This is a genomic window from Sulfurimonas paralvinellae (genome assembly GCF_014905135.1).
GTDB classification, from domain to species: domain Bacteria; phylum Campylobacterota; class Campylobacteria; order Campylobacterales; family Sulfurimonadaceae; genus Sulfurimonas; species Sulfurimonas paralvinellae.
Window position 1 is genome coordinate 1217069 of sequence record NZ_CP041406.1, and the last position, 24640, is coordinate 1241708.

The following is a 24640-nucleotide window of genomic DNA, read 5'->3' on the forward strand; positions in this document are numbered from 1 at the left end:
AAGACATTTTAAACTTTCCTTATTATTTATTATCTTCATATTCCACTTAAAGCACTATTAATTAACCATAACATATTCCAATATTTTTTATTTATAATATTGCTCACACAAATAAATAATACTTTTAAAACTTTTTAGCTATAATTCGGCTATCAATTTAAAGGGTAAAGTTAAATGAATTTAGTTACAGGTTCTTCAACCGCACTCATCACTCCGTTTAAAAACGGAAAACTCGATGAGCAAAGATATGCAGATCTTATTAAACGTCAGATAAAACACGGCATGAATGCAGTTTGTCCGGTAGGTACAACCGGTGAGAGCGCAACGCTCACGCATGATGAGCATAAACGCTGTATTGAAATAGCCGTAGAGGTTTGTAAAGGCACATCTACAAAAGTACTTGCAGGTGCAGGCAGCAATGCAACACACGAAGCCATAGAGATAGCTAAACATGCACAAAGCTGTGGTGTCGATGCTATCTTCTCAGTTTCACCATACTACAACAAACCTTCACAAGAGGGACTCTACCAACACTATAAAGCAATCGCCGAAGCTGTAAGCGAATTGCCGTTTATGCTCTACAATGTTCCGGGGCGTACAGGTGTTGATATCTCTGCGGACACGACGATCAGACTTTTTGATGATGTCAAAAACATTTATGGTGTCAAAGAGGCAACAGGCAGTCTGGAGCGTACGGTAGAGTTGCTCTCACGCAGACCTGATCTGAAAGTATTTTCAGGTGATGATGCCATTGACTACCCAATATTGGCAAATGGCGGTGCCGGTATCACTTCCGTAACATCGAACTTGATGCCTGACCTGAAAAGCCAACTTGTAGACAAAGCACTCTCAGGTGACTTTCAAGGTGCAAAAGCGATCAATGACAAACTTTACCCTCTTAACAAAGTTATGTTCTGTGAAGCCAACCCTATCCCTGTAAAAGCAGCTATGTACATTGCAGGACTACTCGATACACTGGAGTACAGACTTCCTCTCGTTGCACCAAGCAGCGAAAATATGAAAAAAATAGAAGAAGTAATGAAAAATTACGACATTAAAGGATTATAATATGGCAGAATTCAAAGGAAAAACTCTTTTTATCAGCGGTGGAACACGCGGTATCGGAAAAGCTATCGTTTACGCTTTTGCCGAAGCTGGTGCAGATGTAGCTTTTACGTACGCTTCAAGTGCAGATACAGCTAATGATATCATCGCAGATGTTGAGAGCAAATATGGCGTAAAATCCTGTGCTTACAAGCTCAATATCTTAGAGCCAAACACTTACAAAGATGTTTTTAAAGAGTTCGATGCTGATTTTGAGAGACTTGATTTCTTCATATCCAACGCTATTATCTCCGGTCGTGCCGTAGTTGGCGGTTTTGGTCCATTTATGCGTTTAAAACCTCGTGGACTTGACAACATCTGGACTGCGACGGTCGACGCTTTTGTCGTCGGTGCTCAAGAAGCGGCAAAAAGAATGGAAAAAGTCGGCGGCGGAAATATCATCAGCATGAGTTCAACAGGAAATCTTGTCTATACACCGAACTATGCAGGTCACGGTGCAAACAAAGCGGCAGTTGAGACGATGGTAAAATATGCAGCGGCGGAACTCGGTGAGAAGAACATCAGAGTAAACGCAGTAAGCGGCGGGCCGATCGATACAGATGCACTCAAAGCATTTCCAAACTATGAAGAGGTAAAAGCGGAAGTCGTTGCGCGTTCACCACTTTCACGTATGGGTGAAGCACAAGATCTAACCGGTGCATGTAAATTTTTATGTTCAAATGACTCCTCATGGCTAACAGGTCAAACTATCGTCGTCGACGGTGGAACTACTTTTCAGTAAACAACCTAAAAAATACTCGCAGGCATCATGCCTGTAAGTCTTCTTATCACTTTATAAGCAATTTTTCTATATAATTCGTTCAAATAATTCAGGACTGCCTTTCTACTCATTAACAGCCCTCCATTAGAATCTTTTTCTGGAGTTGTTACGAAAAATGTTTCTCTTTGATACACTCTCTGTAGTTTTTGTTGCACTCATCATACTTGGTGCAGTTCCAAATCTTTTTTACTCTAGCGGATATCTGCCGCATATTGAGAGAAAAGCATACTACCAACTCCACTATTTTGCTTTTATACTCTCAATGATAGGTGTTGTCATCAGTGCCAATTCGCTCGTATTTCTCTTCTTTTGGGAGATTATGAGTCTTAGCTCATGGCAGCTTATTTTAACAGAACCAAAAGAGAAAAGTACCATAGAAGCTGCCCGTTTTTACTTTTTAATGACACACTTCGGTTTTGTTTTTTTACTCCTTTTCTTTTTAATTGTGACAAACGGTGACCTTGAGATTAGTTTTGCCCAGATGAAAAGCATTGCTGCAACATTTGCCTACCCGACCATGCTCTTTTTCTTCTTGATCTTAGGCTTTTTAAGCAAGGCCGGTGCCGTGCCTGTACATGTCTGGCTTCCTTATGCCCATCCTGCAGCACCCAGCCCGGTTTCAGCTCTTATGAGCGGCGTAATGCTCAAAGTCGCCATCTATGGAATGTTTCGCTTTTTATTTGATGTACTCTACCCTTGGCCGCTGCAATGGGGAACATTCATTCTCATTATTGGCTCTGTTACTGCTCTAGTAGGCATTCTTTATGCCATGGCAGAGCGTGACATCAAAGCGCTTTTGGCAAACTCTTCTATAGAAAATATCGGCATCATTTTAATTGCTTTTGGAATGGGAATGATTTTTGATACTTTGGGGCTTACCATTTTAAGCACCTTCTCTTTTATAGCGGCAATTTTTCATATCTTTAACCATATGGGCTTTAAATCACTACTCTTTATGGGCGCAGGTTCCATTTTACACCAAACACATACAAAAGATTTGGAAAAATTTGGCGGACTTATTAAAGCTATGCCTGTGACCGCCTTCACCTTTTTGTTTGCTGCTATGAGCATCACCGCCCTGCCGCCGACCAATGGTTTTTTAAGCGAATGGATGATTTTTCAGTCCATCCTCAGCTCTAGCAGCATCGCAGATGCCATGACATTGAAACTTGCGCTTCCTTTTGCACTCTTCGCTCTTGCTATGACAGGGGGATTGGCAATTGCAACTTTTGTCAAAGCCTACGGTATCACCTTTTTAGGTCTGCATAGAAGCACCAATGCCAAACATGCAAAAGAGGTAAATTTTTTAATGAAAAGCGGCATGGTGCTTATGGCACTTTTTATCGCATCTCTTATGCTTTTTGCTCCACAGTATCTGCACTTTTTTGATAAACTCATGGTTAGTTTAGGAAAAAACTCTGTCTATGCACAGATCTTTCCAAATGGATCTTTACAGATGCACTCACTTGGTGTCAATGGCGGTGTTGTCTCTCCACTCATTCTTTTTGCGGTACTTGTAGCGGTAACATCACTGTTGCTCTTTGCCTATAAAGTATCTGGCGTTCGAACACAAGTGCATAGAACGTGGGCGTGCGGTTATAAAACTTCAGCGAAAATACAGTATACCGCCACAGGCTTTTCAGGCGTTATGAGAAGATTTTTCAACTGGTTATACAAGCCGCAGGAGCATGTAAGCAAACAAAACCTTGCAGGACATGAGACGAAATTTTCTGATGCAAGCTATGAAGTGCGTATTAAGCCGCTTTTTGAAGTTTTTATCTATGGAAATATAAAAAAATGGACTAACATTACAAGCTACTGGGTCTATCGTCTGGCACATTTTGAGCAGACACGCTACCCTGCCATGATATTTAACCTGATGCTCTTTATTCTCTACAGTTACAGAATCTTTACTCATGAGCTGGACTGGCAGAGTATTCTCATAGAGATGGCTTTGATGCTGATGTCACTCAAAATCTTAGTAATAGGAGAAAAAAAGTAAATGTTTGTTTTTGATACACTCTCTTTGGTTTTTGTCGCACTCATTTTACTAGGCGCAGTTCCAAATATTTTTTATTCAAGCGGATATCTGCCCCATATTGAGAGAAAAGCACACTACCAGTTGCACTATTTTGCATTTATCATCTCTATGCTCGGTGTTGTTGTCAGTGCGAATGCCCTTGTGTTCCTCTTTTTTTGGGAGCTGATGAGTCTCACTTCCTGGCAGCTTATTTTAACCGAGACAAAAGAGAAAGCCACCATCAAAGCAGCACGTTTTTATTTTATTATGACGCATTTCGGATTTCTCTTTTTACTGCTCTTCTTTCTCATTGTCACCGATGGAGATTTGGAAATGAGTTTTGCGAGTATGAAGCTTATCGCCTCACATTTTGCCTATCCAACCCTGCTCTTTTTCTTTTTGGTTCTTGGATTTTTAAGCAAAGCAGGAGCTGTCCCTCTACATGTGTGGCTGCCATATGCCCATCCGCAGGCACCAAGTCCGGTCTCCGCACTTATGAGCGGTGTCATGCTCAAAGTTGCCATCTATGGAATGTTTCGCTTTTTATTTGATGTGCTCTACCCTTGGCCGCTTGAATGGGGCATTGTAATCTTAACAATTGGAGCGCTCTCTTCACTTGTAGGTGTTTTATATGCCTTGAGTGAGCATGATATCAAAGCACTTTTGGCAAACCACTCTATTGAAAATATCGGCATCATTCTCATTGGTTTTGGCATGGGTATGATATTTGACACATTGGGTCTGCATACACTCAGTACCTTTGCTTTCATCGCAGCACTCTTTCATACTTTCAACCACATGAGTTTTAAATCACTGCTCTTTATGGGTGCAGGTTCGGTGCTGCATCAAACCCATACAAAAAATATGGAAAAATATGGCGGACTTATAAAGACAATGCCCATTACCGCACTGACCTTTCTTATAGCAGCCGTCTCTATCTCCGCTCTTCCGCCAAGTAACGGTTTTTTAAGTGAATGGATGATATTTCAATCAATGCTCAGCTCATCACATATTGACAATATCTCTTTAAAACTGGCCATCCCTTTTGCCATCTTCGCTCTGGCTATGACCGGTGGCCTGGCGATTGCCTGTTTTGTAAAAGCCTATGGCATCACCTTTTTAGGTCTGCACAGAAGCACCAATGCAAAGCATGCCCACGAAGTCAATTTCCTTATGAAAAGCGGTATGATACTGATGACCTTTGTCGTACTCTCTTTGATGCTTTTTACACCCTACTATATGGAGTACTTTGACAAAGTCTTTGTCGGGCTTGGCCGTGCCTCCATCTATGCAGATATTTTTCCTGAAGGTATATGGCATATGCACTCAGTCGGCATGAACGGCGGTATTGTTTCACCGCTTATTTTACTCTTTTCACTTGTAGGTGTTACCGCTTTTATGATGTTTGCATACAAAGTTTTCGGTGTAAAAACACGTCTGCACAACTCCTGGGCCTGCGGCTACAAAACATCACAAAAAACACAGTACTCGGCAACCGGATTTGCAGGACCGATACGCAGATTTTTTACTTGGCTCTATAAACCTGATGAGCACTTTGAAAAACAGACAATTGCAGGTCACGAGACAAAATTTGACGCTTCACATTATGAAGTGCATGTAAAACCGCTCTTTGAAAAAATCTTTTATATCAATGTTGCAAAAGCGGTCAACTATATAAGCTACTGGGTCTATCGTCTCTCACACTTTGAACAAACACGCTATGCTGCGATGATATTCAACATTATGCTTGTTGTACTTTTTAGTTACAGAATCTTTTCACATGAATTTTCATGGGCAACTTTTGTCTTGGAGTTTTTCGTCATGATGATTTCTGTCAAAATTTTAATTATTGGAGATAAAAAATGATTATATATATTGTAAGTATTATTTTATTGGTGCTCATCTCACCTCTCTTACTCTCATACATCAAAGCAACAAAGATGGTACTGCTTTTTAAACGCCCTATTTCCATTTTTCAAGGCTACAGAAACTTTTCAAAGCTCATGCATAAAGAGACAATCATCTCAGAAGAGACAAGTGCCATTACAAAATATGCACCTTTTTTGGTTCTCGCGCCTCTCATTGTTGTCATGTTTTTTCTTCCGCCTTTAGTTCATGGTAGCTACTATGTAAGCTTTGTAGATGCTTTTACCATTACAGGGCTCATTTCGCTCTCAACATTTTTTTTAATGCTTCTAGGACTTGACAGTGCAAGTGCTTTTGGCGGCATGGGAAGCTCACGTGAGGCTTTTATCTCTGCTCTCGTTGAACCGGCTATGGTGCTTACGATCTTTTCTGTTTCACTCATGGCGGGTAATTTAGGAGTCGGACAGGCAGGTGTCAATCTCGCAGAGCACTTTCCAAAAGAGCATATGGCGAGTTTTCTTTTTGCTGCTATTAGTTTCTTTATCCTGCTCATCGCTGAAAATGGGCGTATTCCCGTTGATAATCCGGAGACTCACCTGGAGCTTACAATGGTGCATGAGGCGATGATACTTGACCTGACCGGTGTCTATCTAGCCATTATTGAAACAGCAGCTTCTATCAAATTTGTTATCTTTGCTTCACTTTTTGCTTCACTTTTTATGCCTTTTGGTTTAGAATTTGCAGCGCCGATTGCATTTTTGATATTTATTGCCAAACTCTTTTTAATAGCAACAGTTGTTGCCTTACTCGAAGTAAATACCGCAAAACTGCGTCTCTTTAAGATACCAAATCTTTTAGGACTCTCTATAGTATTTGCCTTTTTATCTTTAATTACATTTTATGTTTTAGGAGCGTAAGTATGGTTGATTTTCTTATTGGACTTTTTTTAGCCTCCCTTATTGTCGCCCTCTTTACCACACGGCTCTATCGACTGCTGCTGTGGTACTCAATGAACTCTTTAATGTTGGGTCTGCTGGCACTCATTATAGGGAAAAATCTGGATGATGATGCCATGATTATAACAGGTATCATAACCATTGTTGTCAAAGCGATTGCTATTCCTTATATTCTTAAAAATTTAAGTCAAAAATTTCATTTTATACGCCAAATAACACCGGAGATAAAAGTGCAGTATGCCATTATGCTCGTTCCGGCCATCCTGGTTTTCACCTTTTACCTCTCAGAGCCTATCACCCATATGATAAATACCAATGCCAACTATGTTGCAGTAAGCATCTCTTCCTTATTTTTATCCCTTTTATTAATGATGGAGCATAAAAATGTTGCACCAAAAATCGTAGGATTTCTAAGTATGGAAAATGCTCTCTTTTTACTGGGAATTACAGCAACGAACGGTATGCCGATGCTCGTAGAACTTGGTATCTTTTTCGATCTGCTCATGGCTATTGTCGTCATCAACCTTCTATTTCATAAAGAGGAGCTCAAAGTATGAATCTTACCCTTTTACTGCTGCCTGCCATCATCATGTTTGGTGTCAGCTTTTTTAAAAATGACAAAGCAAAATATCTACTTGCCTTTACATCCTTTGTCATTTTAGGACCAATTATTGAGCTTTTCTTACTTCCAAAACCTTATAATATTTTAGGGAGTTATCTTGTTGCAGACAAGCTTGACACCTATGTTCTTCTCGTCTCTTCCATTGTCGGTATCGGTGTAACACTGGCACTTTTAACACTTGAAAAACATGTCAAGGTCTCCCCCAAAGCCTACAGAAAATTTTACAGATTTTTCGCTATTTTTTGGATTGGGCTTATCTTCTCCATTCTCTCAAATCATATGGGAATCTACTGGATAGGGCTTGAACTCGCAACACTCTCAACCGTCTATATGATCAAGACCAACTATACACCGGCTGCACATAAAGAAGCATGGAACTATATGATAGTCGGTGCTATCGCCGTTTCACTCATACTCTTTGGTATCATCCTCATGTATGCTAGTGCCAAGCCGATCTTGGGTGAAGATGCAATGCAGTTCGATTTGCTTCTGGCTCACGCAAAAGAGATACCATCGCCTTTTCTTTTTGAGATGGGCTTTGCCATTGCAACGATAGGTATGTTTGTTAAGATGGGATTTTTTCCAATGAACCTGTGGCTTGCAAATATTGAGCGGGCCTCTTTTTATCCTGTTGCAGCACTTTTTAGCGGTATTTTAGAATCAGCTGTCATTGTCGGTTTTTTTAGATTTTCAAAGATTGCAATGGAAGTCAATTATAATCATCTTTTTATCTTTGTATTTATCTATACACTGCTTACCATTTTCATAGTTGCTTTTTTAATTTTTCGTGCCAAAGATTTTATGCGGCTTTTTTCTCTCTCAGGCGTAGAGCACATGGCGCTTATTGTCATCTTCTGGGTAAGCGGTGCCCCATTTGCAGCCCTGCTTCACTTTGGAGCGCATGCCTTTTTAAAACCGGCTCTCTTTCTCTCAACCGGTGTGTTAGAGTCCAATGGAAAGTATAAAATAGCAGGAGCACTCAGAGGCTACAAAGGCATAAAGGGAACACTCTTTTGGTTCTTGGTATCACTCTTTTTACTTGCGATCATCTCTCTGCCGCCAAGTCCGATGTTCTTTAGTGAACTCTATGGTTTTGGAGCGATGATAAGCACGGCAAAAGAGAGTAATCATATGCTTGCCATGATAGGTGCGATTCTCTTTTTACTTGCACTGCTCTCCATCATCTTCTACCGTTTTGTAGCCATTTACCAGTCGATGAAGTATGAGGGTAAAGAAGAAGAAAAAACGGTATATTCAAGTGAGCTTTTTGCTCTTGTCATCTTTGCAATATCTTTGATGGCACTGCTACTTCCATCATCACTTGCATACCTAAAATCGATTGCGTGAGGAGGGAAAAATGAGACTTATAGCACGTTACGCAAAAGAGTTACAAAATGATTTTGAAATTATCACAGTTTATGAAGAGACGATAGAAAAAGAGCTTGTTTCAAAAGAGCAGCCAAAGATTAAAACTTTAGCAAAAAAATACCCTGCAGCCATCTGGTTCGAGCGAAAAATGCATGATGATTTCGGCATTATCGTAGAAGATGCTTTTGACAAACGACCTTTGGTACAACAGGAACGATTTCCTAAAGATATTCATCCTTTACGAAAAGATTTTACAAATACGCAACTTGAAGAAACGGAATATATTCCTTACAAATATGAAGCTATCAGCGGTGATGGTGTCTTTCAAGTCGCCGTAGGTCCGATTCACGCAGGTATCATAGAACCGGGACACTTTCAGTTCTCTCAGGCAGGCGAAGATATGCTGCATCTTGAAGTACGCCATTTTTACAAAAATAGAGGCATCGAAAAGATGCTCGAAGGCAAAACCCTGCGTGAGGCAAAACCTGTCATAGAACGTACCAGCGGTAATGAGAGCATTGCTTATCAAATTTGCTGGCGTGATATCTATCTTCAGGCCTCACAACAGGAACTACCGCTTGCACTTAAAAAGCGACATGCACTTTTGCTTGAACTTGAACGTGTCATCCATCATCTTACAGATTTGGGATTTATTCCAAATGATGCAGGTTTTGGTGCAGCACTTGCCTATGGGTCAAAACTTGCAGAAGATGCCAGACGCAAGATGAAAGAGCTTACAGGGCACCGTTTTGGTTTTGGAGCCATTGACTTTGAAAACCACTTTATAGATACGGCTACATTTTCTGAGTGGCTGCATGAGCTTGAGGAGAGCATAGAATTTTTCGAAGATTGGATTATGGACATACCTTCTCTTTGGGACAGATTTGATACAACAGGTATTTTAAGTCTCAAAAAAGCGCTCAAATACAACACTGTAGGCGTAGTAGCAAGAGCTTCGGGCCTCTCACTAGACAGAAGAATAAACAGCTTTTATCTTGAGCATGGTTTCATCATGGCAAGTGAGGTCAGCGGGGATGTTGGAGCACGATTTAAAGTACGCCTTCAAGAGGTAAAGAATTCTATCACGATGATGCAGCATTTTTTAGAAGAGGACACTTCTACTTTAGAACTCTCTAGTATACATGATGGTTCTTATCACACGTTTACAGAGAGTTCCATTGGTGAACTTTTTATGGCAATTGACATCAAAGATGGCGTTATTGAGCGCTTTTTTGTAAGAGACCCAAGCTTTATGAATTGGCAGGCACTTCACCTTATGATGAGAAGTGACATCATCGCCGATTTTCCACTCATCAACAAAAGTTGTGATTTAAGTTATGCGGGGAATGATTTATGATTAAATTTTGGAACAAACGGGTAAAACATGGTGTTTTAACAGAAAATATTGAACTTGACAGAGAACTTGAGAAAATCAAAAAAGAGATACAAGATAGTGTCAAGAAAAAATTTGCAGGCTCTTTGGCAATTCGGATGGTAGACAGCGGCAGCTGTAATGCCTGTGAAGCGGAATGCAATGCGCTTGCTAATCCTTACTATGATCTTGAGCGTCTTGGTATCTACTTCGTAGCAAGTCCGCGTCACGCAGACGTCATGCTCTTAAGCGGCATCATGACCTTCAACATGACACCGCACGCAAAAGAAGCATATGAACAGATACCTGCACCAAAATGGGTAATAAGCTTAGGTGACTGCCCTGCTATGCAGGCCCCGTTTGAGAAAACCTACGCCATCAACGCACCGGCAGAAAACCACCTGCCAATCACCCACCACATAGCAGGCTGCCCGCCAAGTCCACTTGAAATTATGCAAGGCTTACTGGAGTTTTTGCGAAAGATTTGATCGAACGTTTTTATAAACAACGAAAAGCAGTGAGAAAAGTACTGTCACAAAGATGATGCTATATCCAGTCGGCAGATCAAGATTATAAGAGCCGTAAAGAGCAATGACGATGCTCAGTGAACCAAACATCCATGCAAAATAGAGAGGATTGAACTTTTTTTGTACTATTCCTGCGTATGCCGGAGCTATAAGCAGTGCAAAGACGACAAGCACACCTGCAGACTGCACGGATGATGTTACGGTAAAAGCAAGCATTATGAAAAATATCAGCTCTTTGGCAATTCCCTTGGTTCTTGGATAAAGAAAAAACATCACCAAAGAGATAGGAATGTAGATAGCTGCATCTTTGTAGAGTTCATCACTTGAGGTAAAAAGGATGTCAGCTGCACTCAGTTTTGAAAAAAGCTCCATTCCCTCTGCACTTTTAGCAAGTACGAGCATAATTGAAGATATGCCAAGGGCATACAAAAGCCCAATAAACGCCTCGACATTTTTTACATTTTTTGTCGCCCATGCAATGATAATAGCCGCACTTACCGCAAAGGCAAGTGTCAACGCTGTCTGATAGGCTCCGTCCAAAAATGCAACACTCAGTGCCATACCGATGGCTGCTACCTGCCCTATTGCCAAATCGGTAAAGATCACACCGCGGCGAATGATCTCCACACCGAAAATTGTATGAATATAGACCAGTAAAATTGCCAGCACAAATGCCGGCCATAAAAGTTCGATTATTTGCATATTCTCTGTGCTATCGTATTGTAGAAATTCTCTAAAGTGTCACTGCCTTTTACCGCACCGACTTCATGTGGGATCACAGATACAGTAGCTCCTGTTTTTGCAGCTATGAATTTCGCTGTTCTTTTTTCATGGTAAACATCTTGAAGTATCTTTTTAACACCGTTTGCTTTCATCGCATTGATGAGTTCGAGTGTATGTTTTGAACTTGGTGCAATGCCTGGAAGCGGCTCGATATTGCCGATATTGGTGATATCGTATCTTCTTAAAAAGTAGTTATAGAGTTCATGATACTGTACAATTTTTTTGACTTTACACGCTGCCATCTTATTGTCATAGTTTGTAAGATATGCATTCCATTTTGCTAAGAACTGCTCTAAATTCTGCTGATACTCATTTGCGTGAGCAGGATCTATTTGAGAAAGTTTTTTTGCAATTGCCTTTGCCATAATGCTTACTTGATGCGGATCGGTTGAATAGTGTGGATTTCCCTGTGCATGAATGTCACCAAAAGCACGAGAAACCGAAGCCGGCTTATCTATCATTTTGATGAAATGACTCATATCCAAAAATCCTTGTGCACCCACTTGGATCTTACCGTTATTCGCACTTTTAATAAGCGGCGGCAGCCAGCCGAGTTCAAGTCCGCCACCATTGATGATGAGCAGATCAGCACGACGAAGTTTCGCAAGCAGTGAAGGCTTTGGAACGATAAAGTGCGGGTCATATTTGGAACTGCCAAGTACAACAACATGAACATTATCTCCACCTATACGTTTTGCTATAGCACCCATTGTTGCGTATGTTGCATCGACATTGATTTCGGCAAAAAGTGAACCTGCCGTTAGTAAAATTGTTAAAAATATCTTCTTCATCTTCTTCTCCTCCTCCTTAGTATGCGTGAGCGCCATGCGCACCTGCAGCAATGTTAAGTGTCATCATGACAGAATCCACATCTTTTCTTTGATCATTTATCACTTTTGTTCTGTCATGAGAGTATTCAAGTCTCAAGCGAGAAAAAGGAAACGGCTTATACTGAAGCATCGCTGTATATTTGTCAAGATTATCAGTATTAATACCATTATATGCACTTAGATCTGTATCATTTTTAATAATCTTCTCATAACGAATACCGGCAGAGTAATTATTATTGTACTGATAGATAAGTTCAGAGTAGAATCCACCCTGTTTTTGTGTCGGATTGACTGTAGCGTTTGTATCTTTGTTTCGTTGCAGATACTCACTTTGCCATGTCAGTGCACTGTAACTGTTAAACTGTTCTCTAAAAGTAAGATCAACACCATAGACATCGCTGTCTTTTTCTAGATCTGTCTTACCATGAGCAAAACTGACACCACCTAAAACAGAAAGATCATCAGTAAGATCCAGACTTGATTTGATGTAACCTACATAAAGATTATTTTTTTCAACATCACCGAAACTTCTGTCATTGCTTCCCTGCATTGCATCAACACCTGCCATGATGTACGTGTCTGTCGGTGCCACCCACTGAACCTGTAAACCCGGATCACTGATCATATCGGGACCAAAAAGAGCCTTATAGATAATAGGCTGTTCATCAAAATTCCAAGAGTGCTGATGTTTTTCATTGATGCGTCCAAAGGCACTTCTAAATTTACCTGCTTTTACACGCAGACCTGCCGACAGACTCGTTGTTGTCACATAAGCCTCTTCTATCTCAAACTCATCAGGATGAAGATGAAAAATTGCAAAGGCTTCAAAATAAGGATCGACCATAGAGTGCATCGCCACTTCGGCATAATTGAGATTAAACCCTCTCTCTTTATTAAACGGCAGTTCAGCATCGCCGGCATCCACAAAACCAGGAATCGCAAAGTTTTCATAATCACTGTTTTTGACATTACGTCCGACGGCAGACATATTCATGATAAGTGCAATGTCAGGCAGATAGGCATTTTGAGAGAAGCTGGATGATGTATCTTGAGCGTAAGCATTTGCTAATGCTGTGTTTTCACTTTCTGCCTCTTCTTGTGCCTCTTTTGTTTCCAGTTTATTCACTTTTTCAAGCAGCTTCTGCGTCATTTCCTGTTGTTGTTTGAGTTGTGCCTTCAAGGCATCGAGTTCACTATCACCAAACAGCGAAGCTGCAGCAAATAGTGATAAAAATGTTACTTTTTTGTACATAGATATCCTCTTAATATAGTAATGATTTGTTTTATGATTTTATTTATGAAATTAAGAGATTTTAGGAGGCGCTCTTGCGTGAAGATTGATATGTGCAGTATTGGTTATGGCATGTGCCAATTCACCGACAGTTGCTTCTGAGTAGAGAGTAATATCACTGAGAGAAAAACTCTCACTCGGTGTATCTGCGTGAGAGAGACTTGACTGGATCGTACATATCTGACAATCATTATGCTGTTTTAAGTCATTGTGATGATGCAGACCGCCAAGCAGCGTCGCAAGCAAAAAGACAATAGCAAAATATTTTCTCAGCAAAATTTTTATCATATGAAATCATACCATTACTTTGTAATGATTATCAATCTTTTTTCAATAGTAAGTTCACGAAAACCATAGAACTCTTTGATATATTCAAATGTTTTCTTCGTATAGAGAAAGACATGCGTCGGATCATTTTTATAATACCATGAAGCAAAATCAATGCTTTCATCATAGACATCCGTCATTAGATAGAGTTTGCCTCCCTCACGCAGCATCTCACACAACAGTTCAAACTCTTTTTTGGGATTATAAAAATGCTCTATCACTTCACAGGAAGATATATAGTCATACTTTCTGTCAAGAAGTTCCGGATGATTATGAAAATATGGGTCATAATCTGCAATGTCATACGCATGCTCACGCAGTACCGTGGAGATAATGGCAGACCTCCCCGCTCCAAAATCAAGACCTTTGTCATTTTGTGTGAAATCTTTTAAGATATTGGAGGTAATGGGCGAGACAAATTTTCTGTAACCTGCATTGGCTGTATCATCATCATGCAGTTCATAACGCTCTTTTTCGGCATCTTCTTTTGGCAAATCCTCACGCACAACAAAAACAGCGTCGCAGGTTGGACATTTGCAGTATCTTTGCGTGTCTGTAAAAAAAAGTGGTGCCGGTGTTTGACAGAGTGGACAGTCTTGTTTCATGGGGCTAATTTTATCGTATCAACCGTTGATAAGCAATAAAAAGCTAAAATCTCCTTCAGAAAACAATTTACATACAATGAGGAACTTTTTTGTTAAATCTACCAAATTTTTTGGCATCCCTGCGCATTGTGCTTGCACCGCTTATGTTCTGGGTCATTTTAAACCCGCAAGTTTTTACAAATAACGGCTATGACATCACGTGGAATTACTACTTTGCATCACTACTCTTTGTTCTGGCTTCAGTTACGGACTTTTTTGACGGCTACATCGCACGCCAGTGGAATCAGATGACACTTCTTGGAGCTATTTTGGATCCGCTGGCCGATAAAATGCTCACACTAGCAGCTTTTTTGGGACTTATGGTCGTAGGTGAAGCTTCGGCATGGGCTATCTACATCATCATCGTACGTGAGCTTTTCATTACCGGCATACGTACGGTCGCCGTTGGTGAAGGTGTGAGTGTCAAAGCTTCCTGGTCAGGCAAGGTCAAAACGGTTGCACAGATGATAGCTATCGGCTTCTTACTGATGCGATGGCCATATGGTGAAGCCTTGCTCTGGTTTGCCGTATTTCTAACGGTTTACTCAGGGCTTGAATACCTCTGGGGTTTTCGAAAAGCACTTTTAAAGGATGAAATCTAATGGGTTACTTGGTTTCACTGCTAGTCCTCTCCGGACTTATATTTTTTCATGAACTTGGACACTTTACGGCTGCACGCCTTATGGGTGTCTATGTAGAGGTCTTCAGCATCGGTTTTGGAAAACGACTTTTTACTTTCAAGGCTTTTAGCACAGAGTGGAGCATCTCGGCCATTCCATTGGGCGGTTATGTCCGCATGAAAGGTCAGGATGACACGGATCCGAGTAAAAAGATCTATGCACCCGACAGCTACAACTCTAAAACACCCCTGCAGCGTATTTTCATCCTTGCAGCAGGACCGCTTGCGAACTTCGTTCTGGCATTTATTCTCTACTTTGCCATCGCTCTTGGCAATCCTTCTGCCTTGGCACCGGTTGTCGGTGATGTCGTCAAAGATTCTCCGGCATTTGTTGCGGGATTGAAGTCTAACGATACAATCCTTTCCATCAACGGCAAGAAGGTTGCAACATGGAAAGAGATGGCAGAGCTCATCAAAGAATCAAAAGGTGCTATTGCCCTTGAAGTAGATAGAAAAGGCTACCTCAAACTCATCACGCTCACGCCAAAACTCCAAGATGCAAAAAACATGTATGGAGAGGACATCAAACGCAAAATGATAGGTGTCTCCGCTGCCGGTGTCATGAAAAAGCGAAACATGGACTTTTTTCAAAAGCTTGAGTATGCCACAGACCAGACGGTCTTTGCTTCAACGCTTATCTTTACAGGTGTCAAAAAACTCATCTTCGGAGAAGTTCCGGCTTCTGAGATGGGCGGCGTTATAAGTATCGTCAAACTCACATCCGATGCGACGGATGCCGGCTGGATGAGCGTACTTTTCTTCGCAGCACTCATCAGTGTTAATCTTGGCGTGCTTAATTTACTTCCAATTCCGGCACTTGACGGCGGACACATCATGTTCAATCTGTATGAACTCCTCTTTCGTCGTGAGCCGAGTGAGAAGATACTCGTCAATCTCACCATTGCCGGCTGGGTCATTCTCTTTGGTTTAATGGGACTTGGGCTCTTTAACGACATTAACAGAATTTTTGGACAAGGATAGACAAATGACACAAACAGAATATAAATTATACATAGACGATGTTATCAGACGTGTAGAGAGTGCGCGTCTAAAAGTCAGTGAGCATCACATTGTAAAGATCGTAGCTGTAAGCAAATACTCCACTGCCGATGATATTGAGAGACTCTACCACATCGGGCAGCGTGCCTTTGGTGAAAACAAGGTTCAAGACCTGCGTGAGAAGGCCAAAACACTTGAGGATCTTCCACTGGAGTGGCACTTTATAGGTAATTTGCAAAAAAACAAGATCAACAATCTTCTTGACATCAATCCTGCTCTCTTTCAGGCGCTCGACTCTCTAGAACTTGCTCATGAATTACAAAAAAAACTTGTTGCAAAAGAGATGACGCTTGATTGTTTACTGCAGATAAACTCGGCAAAAGAAGAGTCCAAGCACGGCCTTATGCCCGAAGTCGCTCTTGAGGTTTACAAGCAGATTCAAAACGAATGTCCAAATATACACTTAAAAGGAGTTATGAGCATTGGAGCGCATAGTGACGATGAAGCTGTTGTACGAAAAAGCTTTGAGACGACTTATGATATTTTCACACAGCTAGAAGATGCTTCTATCTGTTCAATGGGCATGAGCGGAGACTTTGAACTCGCAATTGAGTGCGGCTCAAATATGGTTCGTCTCGGCTCTATCATGTTCAACAGATAAACTTCTCTTTTCTGACGATTTAATTTTTAATAATTTAAACTTAAATCGTCAATTTACCTCATAAATCTATTGAACTTATGATTATTATAAGATATAATTCTAAAAAATTTAATCAAGGATTATAAATGACACAATCACTATTAATGGACAAATATTCAGTATATTCAGTTGATATTCAAAAAACTGAAACTACTTTTTCAAATATAGATGAAATTATTGCCTACTTACAAAGTAAAATCGCCGCACATCCATTTGCAACGGAAATAGCGATTTTTGACCACTATACACATACAAAATCAATCGAAGAACATGTTTTAGATGAGAAGATTAAAGCAGCGAAAAACTTAGTATTTTGTTTTGGAAAAATGCTTCCGGATGCTAAAATGCTTGCCGTACGTCCAAGAAGTATCGGTGTGACAGATTTAGGAGATATTTTCGAGATCAGTTTCTTGGAAGTTCCAAACGAAGCACTCCAAAAAGTGACAGAAGAGTGGGTCAAATCAATTAAAAACAAGTAAGAGCAAGCTCTTACCTGTTTAAAAACTACTGTAAAACTTTTCTAGCGTTTACAGGCTGTACCGGACGGTTGTTCGGATGGTGCAGTGTATGTAAGAATTCATTTACTTCATCTTTTGAAACTTCTGAATAATCTTTTAAAACAAACCAGCGAACACCTTCTGAACATGGCGGTGTAGTCAAGGAACCGTCAAAACGATAATATGCTTTTTCTTTTGGTAAAAGTTCATTTATCATTTCAGCTGAAAGACCACAGGCTACTTTTTTTCCTGCTTCATGAGGCATTTTTTTCCATATTTTGTTAATAATCTCATTCTCTTTGCCATTTTCAAACATTACAGCCACAACTGCCAAAGAGCCATCTTTTGCCTGATGAACGAAGTGTGCTTCAAGTGGAAAATTCTTTCCGTCTATCTGATTTTCACTCGGTGTATGAAAGTGAAATTGTTTCAGTTCAAACTCTTTGCCATCTACTTTAATGAAACTGCCGGGTTTAATGTTTACCTGAACACTGTGCCCGTTGTTTATGACTTCTGCAGCACCGCTAGTATAATGAAAATCAATTGGTGCAAGACCTTTTGTCTCAACGATGATATCTTTGTTAATATTAATCGGTGATTGAGAACCGCCAAGTTTACACTCTGCATATTTTGGGTTTAAATCTCCCCAGTGAGTTGGATCTTCATGACCTGTATATCCCCAGTGGGCATGGTGAACACCCGCTAAAAGTGAAGTTGCCAACATTGTAGATGAAATCATAAGAGATGCTAATTTCATTTATTTCCTTTTGTTATATTTAGTTATGAGAAAGATTATACGCTCTTCTTTATTTAAAAAAGTTTAAAAATTATCTTTTCTTAAATCTAACCGCATTGCTTTTCGGATTCTTTATGAGTTTCTTCTGATAATTAATCATCTTGTAAAAAGGGTCTAAAAAGCTTGTCAATGCATCATTTGTTATATCTTCTATCTTATGCATGTTCAATGCTTCAAGAACAACGAGTGTCGATTCTATTGTTGAGAGATACCGTTCATCAGGCTGTTCTTTTATCTCATAAGCCGATGTTTTTGTCGTCGTAAAACTCATATGTCTCAGGTTTTGCAGGTTTTTACTATGGTAAAAAATCGATTTCGTACATGCCCAGGTTGAATCTATCAAAAAGACGGCCAATGGCTTTTCACTGCTTTTTGGATTTGTCTGCGTGAGGTTCAGTGCATTTTGCGACGGAAATAGGATGTAGCTTTCATGCGAAGCAATGATCTCATTAACACGTTTATGATCCGTAAAATCTATACCTACAAAAAGTTCTGAATTTACAAGAGACTGATGCGTAAAATGTCCCGTATTATTCTTGACCTTTTTAAACTCTTTTGGATGCATCAAAATAACGAACTTTGTCTGCGTCTCTATATGTGCAAAATATTCACACATACAGGAGCTTTTTGGTCTATAACACCGGTAACACTTTTCTCTATCACCATATAACGTCATTGTAGAGTTTTACAACCGTTTTGTATAAAAGCGATCAAATCATCTTTTGTCAAAGGTTTAGAAAAATAGTAACCTTGGAAAATCTTACATCCGAAACTTTTAAGTCTCTCTACCTGCATATGATTTTCTGTACCCTCAGCAAGTGTATCCATGGAGAGTTCATTTCCCATGTGGATAATATTTTTAACGAGGACAAGGCTTTCGTTATCATCTAAAATATTATCTACAAAACTTTTATCGATCTTCAATTCATCGATCGGCAGACGCTTGAGTATATTCAAAGAGGAAAAACCGGTTCCGAAATCATCAAGCGAAAGACCAATATTATGACTGCGTATCTCATGTAAAATAGGCAGCACCGAATCCACATCTTCAATGAATGTCGTCTCTGTTATCTCAAGTGTCACTTCATTTTTCTTACATTGTGCACATTCAATAAAATTGATGACTTTTTCTACGAAACCTTCTTCTTTCAACTGTTCAACTGAAATGTTGATAGAGAGATGAAAAGAAGTATCGAGTTTTTCTTTGACACTTCTAATCTCTTCAAGAGATCGTTGAAGCACAAAGTCACCTATCTTATGAATAATCCCTATCTCTTCGGCTATTTTAATAAACAGCTCAGGAGAGACCATGCCAAGTTTCTCATTTTTCCATCGTATCAGAGCTTCCACACCATGCAGTGTTCCATCAGCACTGATCTGCGGCTGATAGAGCATCCAAAATTCGTCTCGCTCGAGAGCATTGCGCAGTTCATTCTCTATGGCTATCTTGTCAAACATTCTCTCACGCAGCTTATTGGAAAAGCTGGTAAAACTGTTTTTATTTTTCTTGGCTTCATACATAGCGATATCTGCAAGTGAAAGCAATTCTTCAATGTTCGTAGAGTCATTTGGATAGTTTGCCGTTCCTCCACTCGCACCAATACTAAACTCAAGACCGTCTACATAAAATGGTAATGAGAGCTGCTCCATCATCTCTGTTATATACTCTCTTCGTTTATCTTCATTTACTAACGGCATAAGAATGATAAACTCATCCCCTCCCTGCCTTACTATCAAATATTCATGACTAAAATATGCAGTAAAACGACCTGCTACCTGTTTAAGAATTTTATCTCCAATATGGTGGCCGAACTTATCATTAATATTTTTAAAATTATCCAGATCAACGAACAAAACAGTAAATTTGCCATCAAAATCCCGAATCAATTGTAAAATGTTTTTTTGCAGATAGACTCTGTTTGGCAGCTGCGTGAGAGCATCATGTGTCGCTTGATAATAGAGTTCTTCTTTCGTTTTCTTCTCTGCTTTTTCTATATATGAAAACAAAAAATACAATAGGTAGCTTAAAAGAAAAAAGATGATGTAATAGACACTTATTGTTCCAATAACAGATTTCTTCCAGTTCATGCTTGGTGATGTTACAGCAATCCAAAGTTTATACTTTCCATTGAAAACCATGCTGACATATACCTGTCTACCGGAAATATCTTTAAAACTATTTTCAATTGTTACTACATGCTGCTGTTTATCAAAATCTTCTAAAGAGAGATGCTTATTTTTTTGCATATCATGTTTAAACATTATTATTGTTGCTTCTGGAATATTACGTAAATATAGTAATTTTTTATCCTTGACATCAGAACCACTATAATAAATCCTGTAGGTTTTCTTATCGAGTATATCTCTTTTGGCAACAATTATTTTAGAATGTTCCTTGAGTTGCAAATTACTAAAAAAACCTTTTGCATTATCCAGATCGATACCCGTTGCCATTACGGCTACTACCTTGCCATTATTATCACGGATCGCTTTTCGTAAAGGGATGACCCATTTTCCTATTCCTTTGGCAAAATAGACTCTTCCTACCGTAAGTTCTTTAGATGAAAGCGCTTCATCAAAAGAACTTCTTGAGACATTGTCTTTTCGAAAATTTGGCATTTTGCTTATATCTACATTTGAAGAAGCGGCTAAAAAATTTCCTGTAGTATCAATAAGTCCAAAACCAAGCAGTGTAGAATTATTTTGTAGAAGTTTATCGAGTAAAATTTCTGTTTTATGAGTATTTTTATAAGTATCGTTTTCTAGAAGTTGTTGACCAAGCAGTTCCAAAGTAATGGAATACTGATTTAAAATACTCTCTATATTATTGTTAACAAGCTGTACGAGATACTCATTTTGTGTGTAGTTATCTTCTTTGATAGAATTATATTGCAGGGTTGACAATACTGTAACTGCCACCAACCCTATGAAGATGACAACATAAAAAATGGACATAATATTTTTTTGCAACTTCATAGCTCTATTTTATCATATTTTGTCATCAGTTAAACTTTTTATTTACAAAGATATCCTATCATATCAATTATGCAAGCAGATAAACAGTATGATCTCATTGTCATAGGAAGCGGAGCGGCAGGTATCATTGCGTCTATTGTCGCCTCACGCAAAGGACAAAAAGTTCTATTGCTTGAAAAGCTATCAAATATTGCTGCCAAACTCAAAGCAACGGGCGGCGGCAGATGCAATTTGACAAATACTCTCTCCAACGAAGATTTTATGGCTCGTTTTGGCAAGAACGGCCGCTTTATGCAAGATGCCCTGCATGAGTTTGACCACAAAAAACTCACTGCTTTTTTTGAAGAGATCGGCATCGAGACACATGCACCTGACGGTTTTCGGATTTTCCCGACATCACACTCATCAGCTACCATCATCGAGGGTTTCAAAGCAGAGATGCTTCGACTCGGTGTAGAGATTAAGTGCAATCAAAAAGTCACACGCCTGCTCTCTACAGGCAGACATATTGACGGGATCAAGACAGAGAACAACACTTTTTACGCTCCCAATGTCATTGTAGCGACAGGAGGCATGGGTTATCCTGTTCTTGGTGCTGAGGGAGACGGTTACAATCTTGCCAGTGAGCTTGGACATAAAGTCACGGAACTCTCTCCTGCAATGATGCCCTTAAAGACAAAAGAGGAGTGGGTAAAGAACTGCCGAGCCGACACTATACCAAAGGTAGAACTTCGCGTCAACATTAAAAAGCATAAAAATTTACGTGCCAAAGGTGATCTCATCTTTACAAACAGCGGCATACGAGGTCCTGTCGTGCTTGATTTTGCAAGAGAGGTGACACCGCTTCTGAAAAAATACGGTGAAGTGCCGCTTCTTCTCAATCTTACAAAAGGAAAAAATGAAGAACAGATCCGAGAGCACCTCAAAAAACATCAAACAGATGCTAAAAACACACTTAAACTTCTGCAGACCCTACTGCCTGAAGCACTCTCAAAAGAGCTCTGCAATCTAGCAGGAATTGAGTGCAATGAAACCTATAAAAAACTTGACGGAAAAAAAAGAGACAGACTCATCTCACTGCTGGCTTGGACACCGCTGACAATAACCGGACATGATGGTTTTCGACTTGCCATGATAACGCGTGGGGGCATCAGCCTCAAAGAGATCAACCCCAAAACAATGCAGAGCAAACTCATCGACGGACTCTACTTCTGCGGTGAGATCATGAACCTCGACGGTCCCTGCGGCGGGTACAATCTACAGTGGAGCTTTGCAAGCGGTTACCTTGCAGGTCAATTAAAGTAGCGAATAGAAGCAAACCCGTAAGCACCTGCTTCTTCAACCGCATCAACCTGCTCCTGCGTAAGGATACCACCAAGTGCAAAAACCTTGATATCTGTCATACCAATGATCTCACGCAGATCATCCACACCTTTTGGCTCATCTTTGTTCGGTGTTTCAAAGATGGGACTGTAAGCAACATAATCAGCACCCATCGCTTCGGCAATATGTACTTCATCATGTGTATGCGTCGAAATGATGACTTCTAAACCAAGCTCTTTTGCTTTGGGAATTGCATCGAACTGTTCTGAAGTCAAATGAACGCCATTGGCATCTAACTCTGCTACCAGTTTATAATCTTGATGTAAGAAACATTTCATATCTTTGAAATTTTTACACATCTCGACAAACTCTGCTGCATAGAGCGCATAGTTCTTCTCTTCTTTATTGCGATAGAGTGCGAAATCCGGCATATGCTTTCTAAGCTGCATATAGGATGGTTTAGGAGTTATGAGATACTTTTTCAAACTATTTTCTCATGAGTGGATTGGTAAAATCGATATGCTTGACATCCACACCCTTTTCATAACGTTCCGCCATTGCACTGACATGATAGTCAAGTCTATCCAAAAGATAGAGTTCAGGTTTTGTATATTTTTCTTTTGCTTCTTGTATGAAACTCTGTAAGAATGCCAACGCTTCTTCTTCATTCTCAAATATAATACTCTCTATGACTTTTTGAGCCGCAGCATACTCATCATCTCCGCAAGAAGATAAAAAGTCATAACTCAGATCCATCGTTTGAAGATTATGATGTGCTTTTGAAAAAGCAAAACGGTTATAAAGCATACAACCGACAAAGTATTCAATATCAGAAGGTTCAAACTCTGAATATTGATTCTCTTCGTCACTAAAATGTTTATGCCAGATAGTAAGCACTTCTTCGAGCTTTTCTTTCATCACAGCGCCTCCAATTTTTGATGCAATTATACTCAAATAATGCTATACTTTGCTTATTATGATACAGCTAAACACTTCGGCAGATAAAACTTTAAACATTTTCTTATCAAACACAAACAAAGCTCTGCGTGAGGTACTCAAAGATATAGCTCCAAAAGAAATGCAACAACTTTCGCAGGCAAAAGATCTCGGTTCTATTTTGGAATCACTGCTTAAAAACAGACCGCAGGATCAACTGCAAAACCAAACGCTCCTCACGCTCTTAAAGAATAACCCTACACTTAAAGAGCTTGGCAATGTATCGACAACGCTCAAAGAACTGCAGCAGTTGTTACAAAAAAATGAAACGCCGATGCTTAACAGACTCAAAATAGTCGTTGTAAAATCACTAGAAAATATTACAAACATCGACGAAAATTCACTCAAGAACAAGATTGAAAATTCCGGTCTTTTTCTAGAGTCCAAACTCAAAAATGCAAGTTCCAAACAAGAGATACAAGAGCTTCTTAGCAATGACACAAAAGCCGTTGTCAAAAAATCACTCGAAGAGCTTAACACCGCTTCACTTCCAAACAAAGATACAGTGATGAAACAGCTTGATAAACTCAGCATGCAGATCGATTACTATCAACTGCTTTCACACCTCAATGATGCATCCGCACTCTATCTGCCCTACTCGTTTGATGCGTTGGAAGAGGGAAACATCACCATAAAAAATGCAAAAAATAAGAAGTTTTTCTGTGATATCGATCTGCAATTAAAAGAGTATGGCAGCTTACGACTTCGACTCGGTCTCTTTGAAAAAAATCAACTCAACATAAATATATCGTGTGAAAGTCCCGAGTTAAAAGATTTACTGCATAGCAACATAAAAGATCTTAAAAAAAGTCTCTATGATGTCGGTATCATACCGACAGATATTCGATTCTTAGATGCAGCCGATGTTCAGATGCCTTATGGATCCGGTGAAGAAATTGAACTTGGTTTTGAGGTAAAAGCATGAAAAAAGAAGAAGCGGTCGCTCTCAAATATGATGATAAAAAACAGAGTGCACCAAAAGTCACGGCAAAAGGGAAAGGAAAAACTGCCCAAAAGATCATTGAACTTGCTCGTGAGCATGAGATACCCATAAAAAAAGACGAAGACCTTGTCGAACTACTCTCAAAAGTAGAGCTCGATAAAGAAGTACCACAGGAGATGTACAGAGCTGTTGCGGAAGTCTTTAGTTTTATCTACAAAATTACAAATAAAACAGATTGAA

The 24640-nt window shown here is 39.7% G+C and carries 26 protein-coding genes; 16 read left to right on the forward strand and 10 right to left on the reverse strand.

Annotated elements, in window-relative coordinates; translation table 11 throughout:
- The first annotated feature begins 174 nt into the window (after window positions 1-174).
- The 9 genes from dapA to FM071_RS06395 all read left to right on the forward strand — a co-directional run bounded on the left by dapA (window position 175) and on the right by FM071_RS06395 (window position 10577).
- Window positions 175-1068, forward strand: coding sequence for a 4-hydroxy-tetrahydrodipicolinate synthase (dapA, locus tag FM071_RS06355; RefSeq protein ID WP_193109929.1), 894 nt, complete (start codon window positions 175-177; stop codon window positions 1066-1068).
- A 1-nt stretch (window position 1069) separates the two neighbouring features.
- A complete protein-coding gene (locus tag FM071_RS06360) occupies window positions 1070-1846 on the forward strand; it encodes an enoyl-ACP reductase (protein ID WP_193109931.1) in 777 nt (258 codons plus the stop codon).
- A gap of 154 nt (window positions 1847-2000) precedes the next feature.
- Window positions 2001-3887, forward strand: coding sequence for a proton-conducting transporter transmembrane domain-containing protein (locus FM071_RS06365; protein ID WP_193109932.1), 1887 nt, complete (start codon window positions 2001-2003; stop codon window positions 3885-3887).
- Window positions 3888-5771, forward strand: a complete 1884-nt coding sequence (locus FM071_RS06370; RefSeq protein ID WP_193109934.1) for a proton-conducting transporter transmembrane domain-containing protein — start codon at window positions 3888-3890, stop codon at window positions 5769-5771.
- Window positions 5768-6688, forward strand: coding sequence for a respiratory chain complex I subunit 1 family protein (locus tag FM071_RS06375; RefSeq protein WP_193109936.1), 921 nt, complete (start codon window positions 5768-5770; stop codon window positions 6686-6688). Before FM071_RS06370 ends, FM071_RS06375 begins: the two co-directional genes overlap by 4 nt.
- A 2-nt stretch (window positions 6689-6690) precedes the next feature.
- Window positions 6691-7284, forward strand: a complete 594-nt coding sequence (locus FM071_RS06380) for a hydrogenase (protein ID WP_193109937.1) — start codon at window positions 6691-6693, stop codon at window positions 7282-7284.
- A complete protein-coding gene (locus FM071_RS06385) occupies window positions 7281-8696 on the forward strand; it encodes a proton-conducting transporter transmembrane domain-containing protein (protein WP_193109939.1) in 1416 nt (471 codons plus the stop codon). The genes FM071_RS06380 and FM071_RS06385 overlap by 4 nt, the downstream gene beginning before the upstream one ends.
- A gap of 10 nt (window positions 8697-8706) precedes the next feature.
- Entirely contained in the window at window positions 8707-10074 is a 1368-nt protein-coding gene (locus FM071_RS06390) for a hydrogenase large subunit (RefSeq protein WP_193109941.1), read from the forward strand.
- Window positions 10071-10577 (forward strand): NADH-quinone oxidoreductase subunit B family protein, encoded by a 507-nt coding sequence (locus FM071_RS06395; protein WP_193109943.1) that lies wholly within the window; start codon window positions 10071-10073, stop codon window positions 10575-10577. Before FM071_RS06390 ends, FM071_RS06395 begins: the two co-directional genes overlap by 4 nt.
- Here the strand turns inward: FM071_RS06395 and FM071_RS06400 are convergent.
- Genes FM071_RS06400 through FM071_RS06420 form a run of 5 tightly spaced genes read right to left on the reverse strand, consistent with a single transcriptional unit; the run spans window position 10551 to window position 14452 of the window.
- Window positions 10551-11318, reverse strand: coding sequence for a metal ABC transporter permease (locus tag FM071_RS06400; RefSeq protein ID WP_193109944.1), 768 nt, complete (start codon window positions 11316-11318; stop codon window positions 10551-10553). The two genes, FM071_RS06395 and FM071_RS06400, sit on opposite strands and share 27 nt — an antisense overlap.
- A complete protein-coding gene (locus FM071_RS06405) occupies window positions 11309-12190 on the reverse strand; it encodes a metal ABC transporter substrate-binding protein (RefSeq protein ID WP_193109946.1) in 882 nt (293 codons plus the stop codon). Before FM071_RS06405 ends, FM071_RS06400 begins: the two co-directional genes overlap by 10 nt.
- A gap of 16 nt (window positions 12191-12206) precedes the next feature.
- Window positions 12207-13481: a porin family protein gene (locus tag FM071_RS06410; protein ID WP_193109948.1), complete on the reverse strand. Its 1275-nt coding sequence runs from the start codon at window positions 13479-13481 to the stop codon at window positions 12207-12209.
- Window positions 13482-13532: 51 nt separating this feature from the next.
- Window positions 13533-13808, reverse strand: coding sequence for a hypothetical protein (locus FM071_RS06415; RefSeq protein WP_193109950.1), 276 nt, complete (start codon window positions 13806-13808; stop codon window positions 13533-13535).
- A gap of 14 nt (window positions 13809-13822) precedes the next feature.
- Window positions 13823-14452, reverse strand: coding sequence for a class I SAM-dependent methyltransferase (locus tag FM071_RS06420; RefSeq protein WP_193109951.1), 630 nt, complete (start codon window positions 14450-14452; stop codon window positions 13823-13825).
- A gap of 89 nt (window positions 14453-14541) precedes the next feature.
- On the opposite strand from FM071_RS06420, the gene pgsA reads away from it, so the two are divergent.
- From pgsA to FM071_RS06440, 4 genes are all read left to right on the forward strand, one after another.
- Window positions 14542-15093 (forward strand): CDP-diacylglycerol--glycerol-3-phosphate 3-phosphatidyltransferase, encoded by a 552-nt coding sequence (gene pgsA, locus FM071_RS06425; RefSeq protein ID WP_193109953.1) that lies wholly within the window; start codon window positions 14542-14544, stop codon window positions 15091-15093.
- On the forward strand, window positions 15093-16151 hold the full coding sequence (rseP, locus tag FM071_RS06430) for an RIP metalloprotease RseP (RefSeq protein WP_193109955.1): 1059 nt from the start codon (window positions 15093-15095) through the stop codon (window positions 16149-16151). Before pgsA ends, rseP begins: the two co-directional genes overlap by 1 nt.
- 4 nt (window positions 16152-16155) lie before the next feature.
- Window positions 16156-16830 (forward strand): YggS family pyridoxal phosphate-dependent enzyme, encoded by a 675-nt coding sequence (locus tag FM071_RS06435; protein ID WP_193109957.1) that lies wholly within the window; start codon window positions 16156-16158, stop codon window positions 16828-16830.
- A 125-nt stretch (window positions 16831-16955) separates the two neighbouring features.
- Window positions 16956-17348: a DUF6858 family protein gene (locus FM071_RS06440; RefSeq protein ID WP_193109959.1), complete on the forward strand. Its 393-nt coding sequence runs from the start codon at window positions 16956-16958 to the stop codon at window positions 17346-17348.
- Between the two features lie 25 nt (window positions 17349-17373).
- Here FM071_RS06440 and FM071_RS06445 read toward each other — a convergent pair whose 3' ends face one another.
- The 3 genes from FM071_RS06445 to FM071_RS06455 all read right to left on the reverse strand — a co-directional run bounded on the left by FM071_RS06445 (window position 17374) and on the right by FM071_RS06455 (window position 21138).
- The gene (locus FM071_RS06445) at window positions 17374-18123 is read right to left on the reverse strand and encodes a carbonic anhydrase (protein WP_193109961.1); all 750 of its coding nucleotides are present in this window, start codon (window positions 18121-18123) and stop codon (window positions 17374-17376) included.
- A 70-nt stretch (window positions 18124-18193) separates the two neighbouring features.
- Entirely contained in the window at window positions 18194-18838 is a 645-nt protein-coding gene (locus FM071_RS06450; protein WP_193109962.1) for a tRNA-uridine aminocarboxypropyltransferase, read from the reverse strand.
- Window positions 18835-21138 (reverse strand): bifunctional diguanylate cyclase/phosphodiesterase, encoded by a 2304-nt coding sequence (locus tag FM071_RS06455; RefSeq protein ID WP_193109964.1) that lies wholly within the window; start codon window positions 21136-21138, stop codon window positions 18835-18837. Before FM071_RS06455 ends, FM071_RS06450 begins: the two co-directional genes overlap by 4 nt.
- A gap of 69 nt (window positions 21139-21207) precedes the next feature.
- Between FM071_RS06455 and FM071_RS06460 the strand changes: the two genes are divergently transcribed.
- Entirely contained in the window at window positions 21208-22443 is a 1236-nt protein-coding gene (locus tag FM071_RS06460; protein ID WP_193109966.1) for a BaiN/RdsA family NAD(P)/FAD-dependent oxidoreductase, read from the forward strand.
- On the opposite strand, the gene FM071_RS06465 is transcribed toward FM071_RS06460, so the two are convergent.
- A complete protein-coding gene (locus FM071_RS06465; protein WP_226960504.1) occupies window positions 22431-22910 on the reverse strand; it encodes a thiamine phosphate synthase in 480 nt (159 codons plus the stop codon). The genes FM071_RS06460 and FM071_RS06465 overlap by 13 nt on opposite strands.
- Before the next feature lie 37 nt (window positions 22911-22947).
- Window positions 22948-23379 (reverse strand): hypothetical protein, encoded by a 432-nt coding sequence (locus tag FM071_RS06470; protein ID WP_193109970.1) that lies wholly within the window; start codon window positions 23377-23379, stop codon window positions 22948-22950.
- A 58-nt stretch (window positions 23380-23437) separates the two neighbouring features.
- On the opposite strand from FM071_RS06470, the gene fliK reads away from it, so the two are divergent.
- Both fliK and FM071_RS06480 read left to right on the forward strand, forming a co-directional pair.
- On the forward strand, window positions 23438-24382 hold the full coding sequence (gene fliK / locus FM071_RS06475; protein WP_193109972.1) for a flagellar hook-length control protein FliK: 945 nt from the start codon (window positions 23438-23440) through the stop codon (window positions 24380-24382).
- A complete protein-coding gene (locus tag FM071_RS06480; RefSeq protein WP_193109974.1) occupies window positions 24379-24639 on the forward strand; it encodes an EscU/YscU/HrcU family type III secretion system export apparatus switch protein in 261 nt (86 codons plus the stop codon). Before fliK ends, FM071_RS06480 begins: the two co-directional genes overlap by 4 nt.
- The last annotated feature ends 1 nt before the right edge of the window (window position 24640 follow it).

Bases quoted from the DNA above. Each gene is read 5' to 3' on its own strand.
- FM071_RS06410 (WP_193109948.1), bottom strand. From the start codon at position 13,481: ATGTACAAAAAAGTAACATTTTTATCACTATTTGCTGCAGCTTCGCTG.
- FM071_RS06395 (WP_193109943.1), top strand. From the start codon at position 10,071: ATGATTAAATTTTGGAACAAACGGGTAAAACATGGTGTTTTAACAGAA.
- FM071_RS06370 (WP_193109934.1), top strand. From the start codon at position 3,888: ATGTTTGTTTTTGATACACTCTCTTTGGTTTTTGTCGCACTCATTTTA.
- fliK (WP_193109972.1), top strand. From the start codon at position 23,438: ATGATACAGCTAAACACTTCGGCAGATAAAACTTTAAACATTTTCTTA.
- FM071_RS06360 (WP_193109931.1), top strand. From the start codon at position 1,070: ATGGCAGAATTCAAAGGAAAAACTCTTTTTATCAGCGGTGGAACACGC.
- FM071_RS06470 (WP_193109970.1), bottom strand. From the start codon at position 23,379: ATGAAAGAAAAGCTCGAAGAAGTGCTTACTATCTGGCATAAACATTTT.
- FM071_RS06445 (WP_193109961.1), bottom strand. From the start codon at position 18,123: ATGAAATTAGCATCTCTTATGATTTCATCTACAATGTTGGCAACTTCA.
- FM071_RS06405 (WP_193109946.1), bottom strand. From the start codon at position 12,190: ATGAAGAAGATATTTTTAACAATTTTACTAACGGCAGGTTCACTTTTT.
- FM071_RS06390 (WP_193109941.1), top strand. From the start codon at position 8,707: ATGAGACTTATAGCACGTTACGCAAAAGAGTTACAAAATGATTTTGAA.
- FM071_RS06420 (WP_193109951.1), bottom strand. From the start codon at position 14,452: ATGAAACAAGACTGTCCACTCTGTCAAACACCGGCACCACTTTTTTTT.
- FM071_RS06480 (WP_193109974.1), top strand. From the start codon at position 24,379: ATGAAAAAAGAAGAAGCGGTCGCTCTCAAATATGATGATAAAAAACAG.
- FM071_RS06435 (WP_193109957.1), top strand. From the start codon at position 16,156: ATGACACAAACAGAATATAAATTATACATAGACGATGTTATCAGACGT.
- FM071_RS06465 (WP_226960504.1), bottom strand. From the start codon at position 22,910: ATGCAGCTTAGAAAGCATATGCCGGATTTCGCACTCTATCGCAATAAA.
- FM071_RS06385 (WP_193109939.1), top strand. From the start codon at position 7,281: ATGAATCTTACCCTTTTACTGCTGCCTGCCATCATCATGTTTGGTGTC.
- rseP (WP_193109955.1), top strand. From the start codon at position 15,093: ATGGGTTACTTGGTTTCACTGCTAGTCCTCTCCGGACTTATATTTTTT.
- FM071_RS06460 (WP_193109966.1), top strand. From the start codon at position 21,208: ATGCAAGCAGATAAACAGTATGATCTCATTGTCATAGGAAGCGGAGCG.
- FM071_RS06365 (WP_193109932.1), top strand. From the start codon at position 2,001: ATGTTTCTCTTTGATACACTCTCTGTAGTTTTTGTTGCACTCATCATA.
- FM071_RS06415 (WP_193109950.1), bottom strand. From the start codon at position 13,808: ATGATAAAAATTTTGCTGAGAAAATATTTTGCTATTGTCTTTTTGCTT.
- FM071_RS06380 (WP_193109937.1), top strand. From the start codon at position 6,691: ATGGTTGATTTTCTTATTGGACTTTTTTTAGCCTCCCTTATTGTCGCC.
- FM071_RS06400 (WP_193109944.1), bottom strand. From the start codon at position 11,318: ATGCAAATAATCGAACTTTTATGGCCGGCATTTGTGCTGGCAATTTTA.
- FM071_RS06440 (WP_193109959.1), top strand. From the start codon at position 16,956: ATGACACAATCACTATTAATGGACAAATATTCAGTATATTCAGTTGAT.
- dapA (WP_193109929.1), top strand. From the start codon at position 175: ATGAATTTAGTTACAGGTTCTTCAACCGCACTCATCACTCCGTTTAAA.
- FM071_RS06450 (WP_193109962.1), bottom strand. From the start codon at position 18,838: ATGACGTTATATGGTGATAGAGAAAAGTGTTACCGGTGTTATAGACCA.
- FM071_RS06455 (WP_193109964.1), bottom strand. From the start codon at position 21,138: ATGAAGTTGCAAAAAAATATTATGTCCATTTTTTATGTTGTCATCTTC.
- FM071_RS06375 (WP_193109936.1), top strand. From the start codon at position 5,768: ATGATTATATATATTGTAAGTATTATTTTATTGGTGCTCATCTCACCT.